General features: G+C 43.9%; 28 protein-coding genes (1 of these 28 running past the window's edge). All 28 read left to right on the top strand.

The window, feature by feature from the left end:
• Positions 1-19: 19 nt before the first annotated feature.
• Entirely contained in the window at positions 20-1,210 is a 1,191-nt protein-coding gene (tuf, locus tag Q7A_RS13995) for an elongation factor Tu (RefSeq protein ID WP_014707495.1), read from the top strand.
• 5 nt (positions 1,211-1,215) lie between these two features.
• Positions 1,216-1,530, top strand: a complete 315-nt coding sequence (gene rpsJ, locus Q7A_RS13990) for a 30S ribosomal protein S10 (RefSeq protein WP_007144672.1) — start codon at positions 1,216-1,218, stop codon at positions 1,528-1,530.
• A 13-nt stretch (positions 1,531-1,543) separates the two neighbouring features.
• Positions 1,544-2,176: a 50S ribosomal protein L3 gene (gene rplC, locus Q7A_RS13985; protein WP_014707494.1), complete on the top strand. Its 633-nt coding sequence runs from the start codon at positions 1,544-1,546 to the stop codon at positions 2,174-2,176.
• Positions 2,177-2,199: 23 nt separating this feature from the next.
• On the top strand, positions 2,200-2,817 hold the full coding sequence (gene rplD, locus Q7A_RS13980; protein ID WP_014707493.1) for a 50S ribosomal protein L4: 618 nt from the start codon (positions 2,200-2,202) through the stop codon (positions 2,815-2,817).
• The gene (gene rplW / locus Q7A_RS13975; RefSeq protein ID WP_014707492.1) at positions 2,814-3,107 is read left to right on the top strand and encodes a 50S ribosomal protein L23; all 294 of its coding nucleotides are present in this window, start codon (positions 2,814-2,816) and stop codon (positions 3,105-3,107) included. The genes rplD and rplW overlap by 4 nt, the downstream gene beginning before the upstream one ends.
• Positions 3,108-3,133: 26 nt before the next feature.
• Positions 3,134-3,961: a 50S ribosomal protein L2 gene (rplB, locus tag Q7A_RS13970; protein ID WP_014707491.1), complete on the top strand. Its 828-nt coding sequence runs from the start codon at positions 3,134-3,136 to the stop codon at positions 3,959-3,961.
• A gap of 17 nt (positions 3,962-3,978) precedes the next feature.
• The gene (gene rpsS, locus Q7A_RS13965) at positions 3,979-4,254 is read left to right on the top strand and encodes a 30S ribosomal protein S19 (protein ID WP_041354584.1); all 276 of its coding nucleotides are present in this window, start codon (positions 3,979-3,981) and stop codon (positions 4,252-4,254) included.
• A 9-nt stretch (positions 4,255-4,263) separates the two neighbouring features.
• Positions 4,264-4,596 carry a 50S ribosomal protein L22 gene (gene rplV, locus Q7A_RS13960; RefSeq protein ID WP_014707489.1) on the top strand — a complete coding sequence of 111 codons (333 nt, stop codon included), beginning with the start codon at positions 4,264-4,266 and terminating at the stop codon, positions 4,594-4,596.
• 12 nt (positions 4,597-4,608) lie between these two features.
• Positions 4,609-5,268: a 30S ribosomal protein S3 gene (gene rpsC / locus Q7A_RS13955; protein WP_041354581.1), complete on the top strand. Its 660-nt coding sequence runs from the start codon at positions 4,609-4,611 to the stop codon at positions 5,266-5,268.
• Positions 5,269-5,279: 11 nt separating this feature from the next.
• Positions 5,280-5,693: a 50S ribosomal protein L16 gene (gene rplP / locus Q7A_RS13950; protein WP_014707487.1), complete on the top strand. Its 414-nt coding sequence runs from the start codon at positions 5,280-5,282 to the stop codon at positions 5,691-5,693.
• On the top strand, positions 5,693-5,878 hold the full coding sequence (gene rpmC, locus Q7A_RS13945) for a 50S ribosomal protein L29 (protein WP_014707486.1): 186 nt from the start codon (positions 5,693-5,695) through the stop codon (positions 5,876-5,878). The genes rplP and rpmC overlap by 1 nt, the downstream gene beginning before the upstream one ends.
• 9 nt (positions 5,879-5,887) lie before the next feature.
• The gene (rpsQ, locus tag Q7A_RS13940; protein WP_014707485.1) at positions 5,888-6,148 is read left to right on the top strand and encodes a 30S ribosomal protein S17; all 261 of its coding nucleotides are present in this window, start codon (positions 5,888-5,890) and stop codon (positions 6,146-6,148) included.
• Between the two features lie 27 nt (positions 6,149-6,175).
• Positions 6,176-6,544, top strand: coding sequence for a 50S ribosomal protein L14 (gene rplN, locus Q7A_RS13935; RefSeq protein ID WP_089418555.1), 369 nt, complete (start codon positions 6,176-6,178; stop codon positions 6,542-6,544).
• Positions 6,545-6,560: 16 nt separating this feature from the next.
• The gene (gene rplX, locus Q7A_RS13930; RefSeq protein WP_014707483.1) at positions 6,561-6,878 is read left to right on the top strand and encodes a 50S ribosomal protein L24; all 318 of its coding nucleotides are present in this window, start codon (positions 6,561-6,563) and stop codon (positions 6,876-6,878) included.
• A 21-nt stretch (positions 6,879-6,899) separates the two neighbouring features.
• Complete coding sequence (gene rplE / locus Q7A_RS13925) at positions 6,900-7,439, top strand: 50S ribosomal protein L5 (RefSeq protein ID WP_014707482.1); 540 nt, start codon at positions 6,900-6,902, stop codon at positions 7,437-7,439.
• Between the two features lie 23 nt (positions 7,440-7,462).
• Positions 7,463-7,768, top strand: a complete 306-nt coding sequence (rpsN, locus tag Q7A_RS13920) for a 30S ribosomal protein S14 (protein ID WP_014707481.1) — start codon at positions 7,463-7,465, stop codon at positions 7,766-7,768.
• 30 nt (positions 7,769-7,798) lie between these two features.
• A complete protein-coding gene (gene rpsH / locus Q7A_RS13915; RefSeq protein ID WP_014707480.1) occupies positions 7,799-8,194 on the top strand; it encodes a 30S ribosomal protein S8 in 396 nt (131 codons plus the stop codon).
• Positions 8,195-8,217: 23 nt separating this feature from the next.
• Positions 8,218-8,751 carry a 50S ribosomal protein L6 gene (gene rplF / locus Q7A_RS13910; RefSeq protein WP_014707479.1) on the top strand — a complete coding sequence of 178 codons (534 nt, stop codon included), beginning with the start codon at positions 8,218-8,220 and terminating at the stop codon, positions 8,749-8,751.
• Positions 8,752-8,763: 12 nt separating this feature from the next.
• Positions 8,764-9,117, top strand: a complete 354-nt coding sequence (gene rplR, locus Q7A_RS13905; RefSeq protein ID WP_014707478.1) for a 50S ribosomal protein L18 — start codon at positions 8,764-8,766, stop codon at positions 9,115-9,117.
• An 18-nt stretch (positions 9,118-9,135) separates the two neighbouring features.
• Entirely contained in the window at positions 9,136-9,645 is a 510-nt protein-coding gene (gene rpsE / locus Q7A_RS13900) for a 30S ribosomal protein S5 (RefSeq protein ID WP_014707477.1), read from the top strand.
• A 4-nt stretch (positions 9,646-9,649) separates the two neighbouring features.
• Entirely contained in the window at positions 9,650-9,838 is a 189-nt protein-coding gene (rpmD, locus tag Q7A_RS13895) for a 50S ribosomal protein L30 (RefSeq protein ID WP_014707476.1), read from the top strand.
• Positions 9,839-9,840: 2 nt separating this feature from the next.
• Entirely contained in the window at positions 9,841-10,275 is a 435-nt protein-coding gene (rplO, locus tag Q7A_RS13890; protein WP_014707475.1) for a 50S ribosomal protein L15, read from the top strand.
• A 5-nt stretch (positions 10,276-10,280) separates the two neighbouring features.
• Positions 10,281-11,633 (top strand): preprotein translocase subunit SecY, encoded by a 1,353-nt coding sequence (gene secY / locus Q7A_RS13885; protein WP_014707474.1) that lies wholly within the window; start codon positions 10,281-10,283, stop codon positions 11,631-11,633.
• 31 nt (positions 11,634-11,664) lie between these two features.
• On the top strand, positions 11,665-11,778 hold the full coding sequence (gene rpmJ, locus Q7A_RS13880; protein ID WP_009726913.1) for a 50S ribosomal protein L36: 114 nt from the start codon (positions 11,665-11,667) through the stop codon (positions 11,776-11,778).
• A gap of 84 nt (positions 11,779-11,862) precedes the next feature.
• Entirely contained in the window at positions 11,863-12,216 is a 354-nt protein-coding gene (gene rpsM / locus Q7A_RS13875) for a 30S ribosomal protein S13 (protein ID WP_014707473.1), read from the top strand.
• Between the two features lie 14 nt (positions 12,217-12,230).
• Positions 12,231-12,620 (top strand): 30S ribosomal protein S11, encoded by a 390-nt coding sequence (gene rpsK, locus Q7A_RS13870; protein WP_014707472.1) that lies wholly within the window; start codon positions 12,231-12,233, stop codon positions 12,618-12,620.
• A 21-nt stretch (positions 12,621-12,641) separates the two neighbouring features.
• Positions 12,642-13,262, top strand: coding sequence for a 30S ribosomal protein S4 (gene rpsD, locus Q7A_RS13865; RefSeq protein ID WP_014707471.1), 621 nt, complete (start codon positions 12,642-12,644; stop codon positions 13,260-13,262).
• Between the two features lie 40 nt (positions 13,263-13,302).
• Positions 13,303-14,154, top strand: the 5' portion of a protein-coding gene (locus Q7A_RS13860; RefSeq protein ID WP_014707470.1) for a DNA-directed RNA polymerase subunit alpha. Its footprint extends 132 nt past the window's final position; the window shows 852 of its 984 coding nt (coding positions 1-852); it begins with the start codon at positions 13,303-13,305; the stop codon falls past the right edge of the window.

The raw sequence follows: 14,154 nt of genomic DNA, 5'->3' as shown, positions 1-14,154 counted from the left end.
AGTTGAACGAGGTAGACAGATGTCCAAGGCAAAATTTGAACGTACAAAACCCCACGTAAACGTGGGCACCATAGGTCACGTTGACCATGGTAAAACGACACTGACAGCTGCGATTACCAAAGTAATGGCAGAAGCATCAGGTGGCGAATTCAAAAATTACGCGGATATTGATAACGCACCGGAAGAAAGAGAGCGCGGCATCACGATTGCGACAGCGCACGTAGAATACGAAACAGCGAATCGTCATTACGCCCACGTAGACTGCCCAGGCCATGCTGACTATGTCAAAAACATGATCACGGGTGCAGCACAGATGGATGGTGCGATTCTGGTGGTTAACGCAGCAGACGGCCCGATGCCACAAACACGTGAACACATTCTGTTGTCACGTCAGGTTGGCGTTCCATACATCATTGTTTACCTGAACAAAGCAGACATGGTTGATGATGCTGAGCTGATTGAACTGGTAGAAATGGAAGTACGTGAATTATTGGATTCATATGACTTCCCAGGTGATGACACCCCAATTATTGTTGGTTCAGCACTGAAAGCATTGGAAGGCGATACCAGCGAAATTGGTGCTCCTTCAATTATGCGTCTGGCTGAAGCGATGGACGAATACTTCCCAGAGCCGAAACGAGCGATTGATGGTGCATTCTTAATGCCTATCGAAGACGTTTTCTCTATCTCTGGTCGTGGTACGGTTGTAACCGGTCGTGTAGAGCGTGGTATTGTCAAAGTTGGCGACGAACTCGAAATCGTTGGTATCAAAGACACGCAGAAAACTACCTGTACAGGTGTTGAAATGTTCCGCAAACTGCTGGACCAAGGTCAGGCAGGGGACAACGTTGGTGTGTTGTTACGCGGTACCAAACGTGAAGACGTTGACCGTGGACAGGTACTGGCGCACCCGGGCACTATCAAGCCCCATACAAAATTTGAAGCGGAAGTGTACATTTTGTCGAAAGACGAAGGTGGCCGTCACACACCATTTTTCAATGGTTACCGTCCACAGTTTTATTTCCGTACAACCGACGTCACAGGTGCCTGTGAATTACCCTCTGGTGTAGAAATGGTTATGCCTGGTGATAACGTCAAGATGGACGTAACTTTAATCAATCCGATTGCGATGGAAGAAGGTTTACGTTTTGCTATTCGTGAAGGCGGCCGCACCGTTGGTGCTGGCGTCGTCAGTAAAATCGTTGAGTAATAGAAATGGCAGCAACCCAAACTATTAGAATTAGGCTGAAATCATTTGATCATCGTTTGATTGATCAATCAGCTAAGGAAATCGTTGAAACAGCAAAACGTACTGGGGCTCGTATCAATGGACCAATTCCATTGCCGACCAAAAAAGAACGTTTCACTGTGCTGATTTCACCACATGTAAACAAAGATGCACGTGAACAGTACGAAATCCGTACGCACAAGCGTCTTATGGATATTGTTGAGCCAACTGATAAAACAGTTGATGCTCTGATGAAGCTGGATCTCGCCGCTGGCGTTGATGTCCAGATTAAGTTGAACTAAGAGGGGTTGGGTCATGACTATCGGACTCATCGGACGTAAACGTGGTATGACACGCATCTTTTCTGAAGATGGTGTTTCAACTCCGGTTACTGTTATTGAGGTAGAACCAAACCGTATCAGTCAGATGAAATCTGTCGATACAGATGGCTACAACGCGATTCAAGTCACAGTGGGAGAGCGTAAAGCTTCACGTGTGACCAAGCCGCAGGCAGGACATTTTGCCAAGGCTCAGGCAGCAGCAGGCCGTAAAGTTTGTGAGTTCCGTGTGGATTCGCATGACGATCTTGCCGTTGGTGCTGAAATTAAAGTAGATATTTTTGAAGCTGGTCAGAAGATTGATGTTTCAGGTCTGACAAAAGGTAAAGGTTTTGCTGGTGTTGTTAAGCGTTACGGTTTCCGTGGCGGTGATGCAACACACGGTAACTCTTTGTCACATAGAGCGCCGGGTTCAATTGGTCAATGTCAAACTCCTGGACGTGTGTTCAAGGGTAAAAAAATGGCTGGCCATATGGGTGATAAAAAACGCACGTTGCAAAATCTTTCTGTTGTCAGAGTGGATGCGGAACGGAACCTGATTTTGGTCAAAGGCTCAGTGCCAGGTGCGACCGGCAGTAATGTCGTTGTCTGCCCAGCTGTGAAAGCCTAAGAAAGATTCTGAGGGGAATTAACGTGGATCTTCAGTTACAAACATTCAACGGTAAGAAAGCCGGAAACATCACTGTTTCTGATACCTTTCTTGATCGTGAGTTTAATGAGTCACTTGTGCACCAAGTTGTCACCGCTTATTTAGCGGGTGGACGTGCTGGTACGCACGCACAGAAAACACGCTCGGAAGTGAGCGGTGGCGGTAGAAAACCTTTTGCACAAAAAGGTAGTGGTCGTGCACGTGCTGGTACCATCCGCAGTCCATTATGGCGTAGCGGTGGTGTTACATTCGCATCAAAAAATCGCGATTACAGCCAGAAGGTCAATCGTAAAATGTATCGGAATGCGATATCTGTCATTTTGTCAGAGTTGCGCCGTAAAGATGCATTAGTCGTGGTAGATAAAGTTGAACTCGATTCACCTAAAACAAAAGATTTGTTAGCAATGACTAAATCACTGGGTGTCGACAATGCTTTAATCGTAACCGAAAATGCTGCCGGTAATCTGGCGCTTGCATCTCGTAATCTGTATAACATTGCCGCGACAGATGCTGCTCACGTTAATCCAGTTGCATTATTGCGTTTTGAAAAAGTCGTAATGAGTGAAGACTCAATTCGCAAGCTTGAGGAGTCATTTGTATGAATACAGAGCGCTTAAGCAAAATCATTCTTGGCCCAGTGGTTGCTGAAAAAGCATCACGTGTTGCCGAAGATCATAATCAGGTAGTACTGAAAGTATTACCTAACGCCAACAAAGCTGAAATCAAAAAAGCTGTAGAAAGTCTTTTTGATGTGAAAGTTGCTGCTGTATCAACAGCCAATGTTAAAGGCAAAGTCAAACGTGTAGGCCGTAGTTTCGGTAAACGCAGTGACTGGAAAAAAGCCTATGTGACATTAGCTGATGGTGCTGATCTCAACTTCCTTGGCGAATAATACAGAATACGGGTGAGGAAACAGGAATGGCATTAAAAAAGGCTAAACCTACATCAGCAGGTCGCAGATTTGTGGTGCAGGTCAGTACTCCAGATCTGTACAAAGGTGCACCTTATGCACCTTTGGTAGAGAAAAAGACTAAAAATGGTGGACGTAACAACGCCGGTCGTATTACTGTCCGCCATCAAGGTGGTGGTCATAAACAACGCTACCGTGTAGTTGATTTCAAACGCAACAAAGATGGAATTCCAGCTGTTGTTGAGCGTGTTGAATACGATCCAAACCGTACAGCGCATATTGCTCTGTTGAATTATGCGGATGGTGAAAAGCGTTACATTATTGCTCCTAAAGGTATTACTGCAGGTGATCGTCTGGAATCAGGTGATAACGCAGCAATACGTGCTGGTAATACGTTAAAGTTTTCAGCTATTCCATTAGGTAGTACTGTTCATTGTGTTGAATTGAAACCTGGCAAAGGCGCTCAGATAGCTCGTAGTGCTGGTAGCAGTGTTCAATATGTCGCACGTGAAAATGGTTACGCGACTATTCGTCTGCGTAGCGGAGAAACACGCAAGGTACCTCTTGATTGTAAAGCAACAATGGGTGAAGTCGGTAACGGCGAACATTCATTACGTTCATTGGGTAAAGCGGGTGCTAAACGCTGGCGTGGTGTTCGACCAACCGTTCGCGGTGTGGTTATGAACCCGGTAGACCATCCTCATGGTGGTGGTGAAGGCCGCACATCAGGTGGTCGTCATCCTGTTACACCATGGGGTGTGCCGACTAAAGGCTACAAGACTCGTAAGAATAAACGTACGGATAATATGATCGTACGTCGTCGTAATCGTAAATAAAAGGCTAGGAATTTCACATGCCGCGTTCAATTAAAAAAGGTCCATTTATTGACCATCACCTTGAAAAGAAGGTCTTGGAAGCGAGAGATGCAAGTAACAAACGTCCGATCAAAACTTGGTCACGTCGTTCTATGATCTCCCCGGATATGATTGGTCTCACACTGGCTGTTCACAATGGTAAACAGCATGTACCTGTGTTTGTCACAGAAGATATGGTAGGGCATAAGTTGGGTGAGTTTTCACCAACGCGCACCTTTAAAGGTCATGCCGCTGATAAGAAATCTAAGCGATAAGGTTAAGATATGGCTACAAAAGCTAAACTCAGCTATGCACGCATTTCAGCACAAAAAGTGCGTTTGGTAGCGGATCAAATCAGAGGTTTACCCGTTGAACGTGCTATCAACATTCTAGCCTTCAGCCCTAAAAAAGCTGCTGATTTAATGAAAGGCGTTTTGGATTCAGCGATTGCAAATGCTGAACACAACGATGGTGCTGACATCGATGAATTATACGTCTCGGCCGTAATGGTTGATGACGGTCCGACTATGAAGCGTATGTCACCTCGTGCTAAAGGCCGTGGTAATCGCATTCTTAAACGTACAAGCCACATCACTGTGGTTGTAGACGAAAAGTAAGAGAGAATACTTATGGGACAAAAGGTTCACCCAACTGGTTTCAGACTTGGTATAATTAAAAATTGGAATTCAATTTGGTATGCAGATTCAGCCAATTTTTCGGAAATGCTGAATAATGATCTGAAGGTACGTAACTATCTTAAGCAGAAACTTGCACATGCTTCTGTGAGCAAGATTCAAATCGACAGACCAGCTAAGAATGCAAAAATTACCATTCATACAGCCCGTCCAGGGATTGTAATTGGTAAGAAAGGTGAAGATATCGACAAACTTCGCCGGGAAGCATCAGAAATCATGGGTATTCCTGTCAATGTTGGCGTTGAAGAGATTCGCAAGCCAGAGCTTGATGCAACCTTGGTTGCAGAAAGTGTTGCGCAACAGCTTGAACGTCGCATTATGTTCCGTCGTGCTATGAAGCGTGCAGTTACTAACACTATGCGTGTTGGTGCTGAAGGTATTCGTATTAATGTTGCTGGTCGCCTCAACGGCGCAGAGATTGCCCGTACCGAATGGTACCGTGAAGGCCGCGTACCTTTGCACACTCTGCGTGCTGATATCGATTATGGTACTGCAGAAGCAAAAACAACCTACGGTATTATCGGTGTTAAGGTTTGGATTTTTAAAGGTGAAGTTTTTGATGCTCCGGCACAAAACGCACCTGCAGAAAAATAAGGTTATAACCAATGTTACAGCCAAAAAGAACGAAATTTAGAAAGCAGCAGAAGCTGCGCAACCGTGGCCTGGCCCACCGTGGCGCCAAAGTAAGTTTTGGTGAGTTCGGTTTGAAGTCATTAGATCGCGGACGTATTACTGCTCGCCAGATTGAGGCAGCTCGTCGTGCTATGACTCGCTACATCAAGCGTGGTGGAAAGATCTGGATCCGTGTATTTCCAGATAAGCCAATTTCAAGTAAACCATTGGAAGTTCGCCAAGGTAAAGGTAAAGGTAATGTCGAGTACTGGGTAGCGAATGTACAACCAGGCCGCATGCTTTATGAAATGGAAGGTGTGACTGAAGAGATTGCTCGTGAAGCATTTCGTCTTGCTGCAGCTAAACTTCCTGTTAAAACAACATTTGTAACTCGGGCGATACTGTAATGAAAGCGAGTGAAATTAGACAAAAATCTGCTGAGGACCTGGCTAAAGAGCTGGGTGAACTTCACAAGGAACAGTTTAATTTGCGTATGCAAAACGCTACCGGCCAATTGACACGTAATTCTGAACTTAAACGTGTGCGCCGTGACATTGCACGCATCAAGACTGTACTGACTGAGAATAAATAGGGCACTGAAATGAGTGAACAAGAAAATACTACACGTTCTTTAATTGGTCGTGTTGTCAGTGACAAGATGGATAAAACAATTACTGTTTTAGTAGAACGTAGTGTTGCCCATCCTATCTACAAAAAATATGTTAAACGTTCAACCAAATTGCATGTACATGATGAAAAAAATGAATGCAATATTGGTGACGTAGTAAGTGTTGCCTCATCGCGCCCACTGTCTAAGACGAAGTGCTGGAAGCTGGCCGACATTATTGATCGTGCGAAGTAAGCAACTATTCAGTTTGGAGTTTAGACCATGATTCAAATGCAAAGCAGTCTCGATGTGGCCGATAATAGCGGTGCTAAACGAGTAGAATGCATCAAAGTTTTAGGTGGTTCACACCGTCGTTATGCCGGTATTGGTGATGTTATTAAAGTCACCATTAAAGAGGCTGCGCCGCGTGGAAAAGTAAAAAAAGGTGATGTGCACAATGCTGTCATCGTTAGAACTCGTAAAGGAGTCCGCCGCCCAGATGGTTCGGTTATCCGTTTCGATACTAACGCTGCTGTTCTATTGAATGCTGCACATCAGCCAATTGGTACACGTATTTTCGGCCCGGTCACACGTGAGCTTCGTGGTGAGAAATTCATGAAGATCATTTCATTGGCACCGGAAGTACTTTAAGTAGGAGCGCTGAAAGATGGAAAGATTAGTTAAAGGCGATCAAGTTGTTGTTACGGTGGGTAAAGATCGTGGCAAACAAGGCGAAATCCTACGTCGGGTCGAAGGTGGTAAGTTTGTTGTTCAAGGCATCAATCTTGTCAAAAAGCACACTAAGCCAAACCCGGCGTTAGGTCGCACAGGTGGTATTGTTGAAAAAGAAATGCCAATTCATGAGTCGAATCTTGCTTTGCTCAATCCAGCTTCTGGAAAAGGCGATAAAGTGGGTTTCAAATTTCTCGAAGATGGCCGCAAAGTTCGCGTCTTCAAGTCGAACGGCGAAACCGTTGGCGCTTGAGCTTAGAGTTGGGATATTAAAGTGAGCAGATTAAAAGATTTTTATCGTGAAGAAGTAGTCAAGCAACTGCAAGAGCAGTTCGGCTACAAATCCGTAATGGAAGTGCCACGCATTACCAAAATCACCTTGAATATGGGTGTTGGTGAAGCGCTGACTGATAAAAAGGTCCTCGAAAATGCAGTTTCGGACATGGAAGCTATTTCCGGTCAGAAAGCTGTGGTTACGAAAGCCCGTAAATCAGTAGCAGGTTTCAAGGTACGTGAAGGCTGGCCGATTGGTTGTAAAGTTACATTACGCAGTGAGCGTATGTATGACTTTCTTGATCGTCTGATTAGCATTTCTATTCCGAGAATTCGTGACTTTCGTGGATTAAACCCGAAATCATTTGATGGTCAAGGAAACTACAGTATGGGGATTAAAGAGCAAATCATTTTCCCTGAAATTGAGTTTGATAAGATCGATAAAACACGTGGTATGGATATTACCATCACGACTACTGCATCTACAGCAGAAGAGTCACGTGCTTTATTGGCTGCATTCAAGTTTCCTTTTAGAAAATAAACCAAGTCCGGGTGGAATAAGTTATGGCTAAACGTTGCATGATTAATCGCGAGATTAAAAGAGCAAAAATGGTTGAAAAATACGCTGCAAAACGTGCTGAATTGAAAAAACAAATGATCAATTCATCATTAAGCATGGAAGAACGTGAAGTTGCTGCAAAGAAATTTCATGCGTTACCACGTAATTCAAGTGCAGTTCGTATGAGAAATCGTTGTGAAATTACTGGTCGTCCACACGGTTATTACCGTAAGTTTGGTCTTTCAAGAAACAAACTGCGCGAACATGCAATGAATGGTGATATCCCTGGCCTAGTCATGGCTAGTTGGTAGATGCCAATCTGTTTAGTGGAGCTAAATTAAATGAGTATGACTGACCCTATTGCTGATATGTTGACACGTATTCGCAATGCCCAACAGGCAAACAAAGTTGATGTAACCATGCCATCTTCTAAGGTTAAAATGAGTATTGCTCAGGTCCTTAAAGACGAAGGTTATGTTGCAGATTTCAGTGTTAATGAAAATGCAGGAAAACCGTTGCTTAGTATTAGCCTGAAATATTTTGAAGGCAAACCGGTTATTGAGCAAATCAACCGTATCAGCCGTCCAGGCCTTCGAGTCTACCGTTCTGCGGGAAATATTCCGCAAGTAATTGGTGGGCTTGGTGTTGCTATCGTTTCTACCTCTAGAGGTGTGATGGCTGATCGTAAAGCGCGTGCACTTGGTCAGGGCGGTGAAGTCCTGTGTGCCGTTAGCTAAGCCTTATTTCCAGGAGATAGAACATGTCACGTATTGCAAATGCGCCAGTTGAAATACCCGCTGGTGTTGAGGTTGCTCTCAACGGTAGTGAAGTAACGATTAAAGGTTCGAAAGGAACATTATCACGTACTTTTCATTCCGATGTAGAAGTGTCGCAGGAAGGATCTGCACTCAAGACCGTCGCAAAAAATAATTCAAAACAAGCTGTTGCCCTTACCGGAACTGCTAGAGCATTAATTAACAATATGGTTAATGGTGTTTCAAAAGGTTTTGAAAAGAAGCTTACATTGGTTGGGGTGGGTTATCGTGCAAAAGCACAAGGTAACAAACTCGACCTGACTTTGGGTTTTTCACATCCTGTTCAATATGATGTGCCAGCTGGCATTACAGTTGAAACCCCAAGTCAAACAGAAATTGTTGTTACGGGCGCTGACAAACAAGCGGTCGGACAAGTGGCTGCAGATATTCGTGCTTATCGTTCACCTGAACCATATAAAGGTAAAGGCGTTCGTTACTCAGATGAATATGTTGCTCGTAAAGAAGCTAAGAAAAAATAATTAGGCTGAATCATGGATAAAAAATCGTCAAGATTACGCAGAGCTGCAAGAGCGCGTGCCAAAATCAGAGAGTTGGAAGTTTATAGACTGACAATTCACAGAACACCGCGTCATATCTATGCACAGGTCCTTACTCACGACAGTTCTAAAGTGGTGGCTTCTGCTTCAACTTTGGACCCTGAAGTGAAAAAAGCACTTGAAGGTACTGGAAATGTAGCTGCAGCCGAATTGGTTGGAAAGACTGTTGCACAACGTGCAGCTAAAGAAGGTATTACACAAGTTGCCTTTGATCGTTCCGGTTTTAGTTATCACGGTCGCGTTAAGGCCCTGGCTGATGCAGCACGTGAAAACGGCTTGCAGTTTTAGTTATATAAGGTAAGACTCATGGCACAGAATGAACAACGCCAAGCCGCATCAGATGGCTTGATAGAAAAGTTAGTAGGTATTCGTCGCGTCGCTAAAGTAGTGAAAGGTGGTCGAGTATTTGGTTTTTCCGCATTGACTATTGTTGGTGACGGTAATGGTCGTGTTGGCTTCGGACAAGGTAAAGCACGGGAAGTACCAGTTGCAATTCAAAAGGCAATGGACGAAGCACGGAAAAATATGAAGAAAGTCGTGCTTAATGGTGATACCCTGCACCACCCTCTGACTGCACGTCACGGTGCCGCTAAGGTATTTATGCAACCTGCTTCTGAAGGTACGGGTGTAATTGCCGGTGGTGCAATGCGTGCGGTATTTGATGCTGTAGGTGTTCATAATGTTCTGGCCAAATCGATTGGTTCAACCAATCCTTTAAATGTGGTTCGTGCCACGATTAATGGTCTTACTGACATGAATAACCCTGAATCTATCGCTGCCAAACGTGGTAAGTCGGTTAAAGAGATCATGGAATAATCAAATGAGTTCACAAGCAAAATTAAAAGTCACTTTGGTTAAAAGTACCATTGGCAGACTTGAAAAACATAAAGCCTGTGTTGCAGGTTTAGGTTTAAGAAAAACAGGAAGTAGTGCTGTCGTCATCGACACACCTGAAAATAGAGGCATGATTAATCGTGTTTCTTACCTGTTGAAGGTTGAGGAAGCATAAAAATGAACTTAAATACAATTGCTCCAGCTGAAGGTGAAAAGCAATCAGCCAAACGTGTTGGTCGTGGCATTGGTTCAGGCTTAGGTAAAACTTGTGGCCGTGGTCATAAAGGTCAAAAAGCGCGTTCAGGTGGTTTTCATAAACGTGGTTTTGAAGGCGGTCAGATGCCTTTACAGCGTCGTTTACCTAAGGTTGGTTTCAGTTCACGGGTGAGCAGAACAACTGCTCAAGTTCGTCTGGATACGCTCTCTGCTATTGATGCAGATGTGATCGATTTGCTGACATTAAAATCAGTTGGTGCAGTGCCTGAAAACACGTTACGTGTAAAAGTAATTAACTCTGGTGAGCTTACTAAATCAGTAACAATTAAAGGTATGGCACTTACTGCAGGCGCTAAAGCTGCGGTAGAAGCTGCCGGTGGTAAGGTCGAAGAGTAATATTTGTGGAAAAAAACAGACAACAAGCTGCTGCATTAATGAGCGGAGGACGATATGGAGAGCTTAAAAGTCGTCTTCTATTTGTTTTGGGTGCATTGCTCGTTTATCGGTTAGGAACATTTATTCCTGTACCTGGTATCGATCCAGCTGCGCTGGCCATCATGTTTGAACAACAAAGAGGCACAATCCTCGATATGTTTAACATGTTTTCTGGTGGCGCACTGGAAAGGTTGTCTGTATTTGCTTTAGGTATCATGCCTTATATTTCTGCATCAATTATTATGCAGCTTTTGACGGTTGTTCACCCCAAGTTAGCCCAGCTAAAGAAAGAAGGTGCAGCAGGTAAACGCAAGATTACTCAATACACTCGTTATGGCACCTTGGCATTAGCGACATTTCAGGCAATCGGTATTTCGATTGCATTGGAAAGTCAGCAGGCCGGTGGTATGGGAGTTGTTATTGATCCGGGTATGCTATTTAGAGTCACTGCTGTGATTACATTGGTTACAGGAACAATGTTCCTGATGTGGTTAGGCGAGCAGATTACTGAACGTGGAATTGGTAACGGTATTTCTATAATCATTTTTGCCGGTATTGTTGCTGGTCTTCCAGCTGCAATTGGTGGGACGTTAGAGCTCGCGAGAACTGGTCAGCTTGCACCATTCCTGGTGATAGCTTTATTAGTGATGGCTCTTGCTGTAACTGCTTTTGTTGTATTTGTTGAGCGTGCCCAGAGACGTATTCCCATCCATTATGCGAAGCGTCAACAAGGTCGGAAAATGATGGCGGGTCAAGTTACCCATTTACCGTTGAAATTGAATATGGCGGGTGTAATACCACCGATTTTTGCATCAAGCATTATATTGTTTCCTGCAACAATTGCTGGCTGGTTTGGTTCGTCAGAAGGCATGAGCTGGTTAAGTGATATTTCTACATTAATGTCACCAGGCCAACCTATGTATGTAATGGCTTATGCATTAGCGATTATCTTTTTCTGCTTCTTTTATACGGCGTTGGTTTTCAACCCTAAAGAAACAGCAGAAAATTTGCAGAAGTCTGGTGCTTTTATTCCAGGAATTAGACCTGGTGAGCAAACTTCGCGTTATATCGATACCGTAATGGGTCGATTAACATTAGCTGGTGCTGTTTATATTACGGCAGTCTGTTTATTGCCGGAGTTTCTCATACTTTACTGGAGTGTACCTTTCTATTTCGGTGGTACCTCTTTGCTTATCATCGTTGTAGTGACTATGGATTTTGTATCGCAAGTCCAATCACACATGATGTCGCAGCAGTATGAAAGTTTGATGCGTAAATCAAACAAGAATAATAATGGAGCTGGCGGGTTTTTGCGCTAGCTTTACAAAATAGTTTGCTGGAGAAAATCTAATGAAAGTTCAGGCATCAGTAAAAAAGATTTGCCGTAATTGCAAGATCGTTAAAAGAAACGGGGTTCTTCGCGTTATATGTAAAGAAGCTCGACATAAGCAACGTCAAGGATAACTTGGCTGTTTTGTGATTGTTGTTGAACTGTAGTTTTGTATGTTACAATTCACTGTTCACTCCTGAGAAATTTAGGGTAATTGAATGGCTCGTATAGCTGGTATAAATGTTCCTGTGCAAAAGCACACAGTAATCGCACTCACTTCGATTTACGGCATTGGTCGGACTCGCTCTGAGAAAATATGTGAGGCTGCAGGTGTTGCGCCTGACGCAAAAATTCGTGATTTAAACGAACAGGAAGTTGAGGCACTTCGTACTGAAGTGGCTAAATTTGTTGTTGAAGGTGATTTGCGTCGTGAAGTCTCAATGGATATTAAACGTCTTAAAGACTTAGGTTGCTACCGTGGTGTTCGCCACCGCAGAGGTCTGCCAGTTCGTGGGCAGAGAACTAAAACTAACGCAAGGACTCGTAAAGGTCCTCGCCGTATGATTAAGTAAGGTAAGAGGCTTCGATGGCAAATACATCAGCACGACAACGCAAACGCGTTAAGAAGAATGTGGTCGACGGTGTCGCACACGTTCACGCATCATTCAATAATACGATCATAACGATTTCAGATCGCCAGGGTAATGCGCTCTCTTGGGCAACTGCCGGCGGTTGTGGTTTCCGTGGTTCTCGTAAAAGTACCCCGTTTGCTGCACAGGTCGCTGCTGAAAAGGCTGGCGAAGTTGTGAAAGAGTTCGGTATGAAGAATCTGGATGTAGAAATTAAAGGTCCAGGTCCAGGACGCGAATCTGCAGTCCGTGCCCTTAATAACTTAGGGTTCAAAATTACTAATATTACAGACGTGACGCCCATTCCACATAATGGTTGCCGTCCTCCTAAGCGTCGTCGCGTTTAACAGGTTTTTGGAGTATCACAAATGGGAAAATATCGTGGCCCAACTTGCAAATTAAGCCGCAGAGAAGGTACAGACCTTTTTCTGAAAAGCAGAGGTAACCCTCTTGAAAGCAAGTGCAAGGTTGAACAAAAGCCAGGTCAACATGGTGCAAGACGTGGTCGGGAATCAGACTATGCTGTCCAGTTGCGTGCGAAACAACGTATTCGTCGTATGTATGGCGTACTTGAAAAGCAATTTCGTAACTACTACAAACTTGCTGATCAGAAGAAAGGTGCAACTGGTGTAAACCTGCTGAACTTTCTTGAGCAAAGACTTGATAATGTTGTTTATAGAATGGGCTTTGGATCAACACGTGCTGAATCCAGACAATTGGTTTCTCACAAAGCAATCATGGTTAATGGACGTGTCACCAACATCGCTTCTTATCAAGTTCAAGAAGGTGATGTAGTTGAAATCCGTGAGAAAGCTAAAAAACAAGAACGCATTGTTAATGCTATGTCAGTAGCAGAGCAGTTAGGTTTTCCTGAATGGATTGAAGTAAATACGCAAGCGCTGTCAGGTGTGTTCAAACGCGCTCCTGAACGTGATGAATTGCCGGCCGAACTTTCAGAAAACCTGGTTGTAGAGCTTTACTCGAAATAGACATAACTAAATCCGTTAAGGATTTATTAGAGGAATTTGCATGACGACTTATACGAGTCAATTTCTTAAACCAAGGATCGTCGATATCCAGAAGTTTAGTGACACACGTACACGTCTGGTTCTGGAGCCGCTTGAACGTGGTTTTGGACATACGCTAGGTAATGCATTGCGCAGAATCCTGCTTTCCTCAATGGAAGGCGCTGCTGTTGTTGAAGCACAAATCGACGGTGTTGTGCATGAATACTCAGCAATTACTGGCGTTCAGGAAGATGTTTTAGACATCCTTTTAAATATGAAAGGTATTGCAGTTCAGCTGCATGATGCTACTGAAGCTGTTTTAAGCTTGAATAAAGAAGGTGTTGGCCCTGTAACTGCTGCTGATATTCAGTTGCCGCACAATGTTGTGGTAACCAACCCGGAACATGTCATTGCTAATCTGACTGGTGGCAGTCTTTCTGTAACATTTAAGGTTGTTAAAGGCCGTGGTTATTCTGCTGCCAATACCAGAGCTTTAGGTGAAGATGAAGACCGTGCAATTGGACAGTTACATCTTGATGCATCTTTCAGTCCTGTACGTTTGGTTACTTATGCGGTAGAAAGTGCCCGTGTCGAAAACCGTACTGACTTGGATAAACTGATCCTTGATGTTGAAACCAATGGAACGTTAGATGCTGAAGACGCGATTAAATACGCAGCAACTATCTTGAGTGATCAGCTAACATCTTTTGTAGATTTTACTGTCATTGAAGAAGCAGCATCAGAACCAAAACAGCCGCCGATTGATCCAGCTTTATTGCAGGCAATTGATGATTTGGATCTGACAGTTCGTTCGGCAAATTGTTTGAAAGCCGAAAATATTTATTACGTAGGTGATTTGATTCAACGTACTGAA

Source organism: Methylophaga nitratireducenticrescens (assembly GCF_000260985.4).
In the GTDB taxonomy this organism is placed as follows: domain Bacteria; phylum Pseudomonadota; class Gammaproteobacteria; order Nitrosococcales; family Methylophagaceae; genus Methylophaga; species Methylophaga nitratireducenticrescens.
The sequence above is the reverse complement of the archived record's forward strand: the minus strand, read 5'-3'. Positions and strand labels throughout refer to the sequence as shown.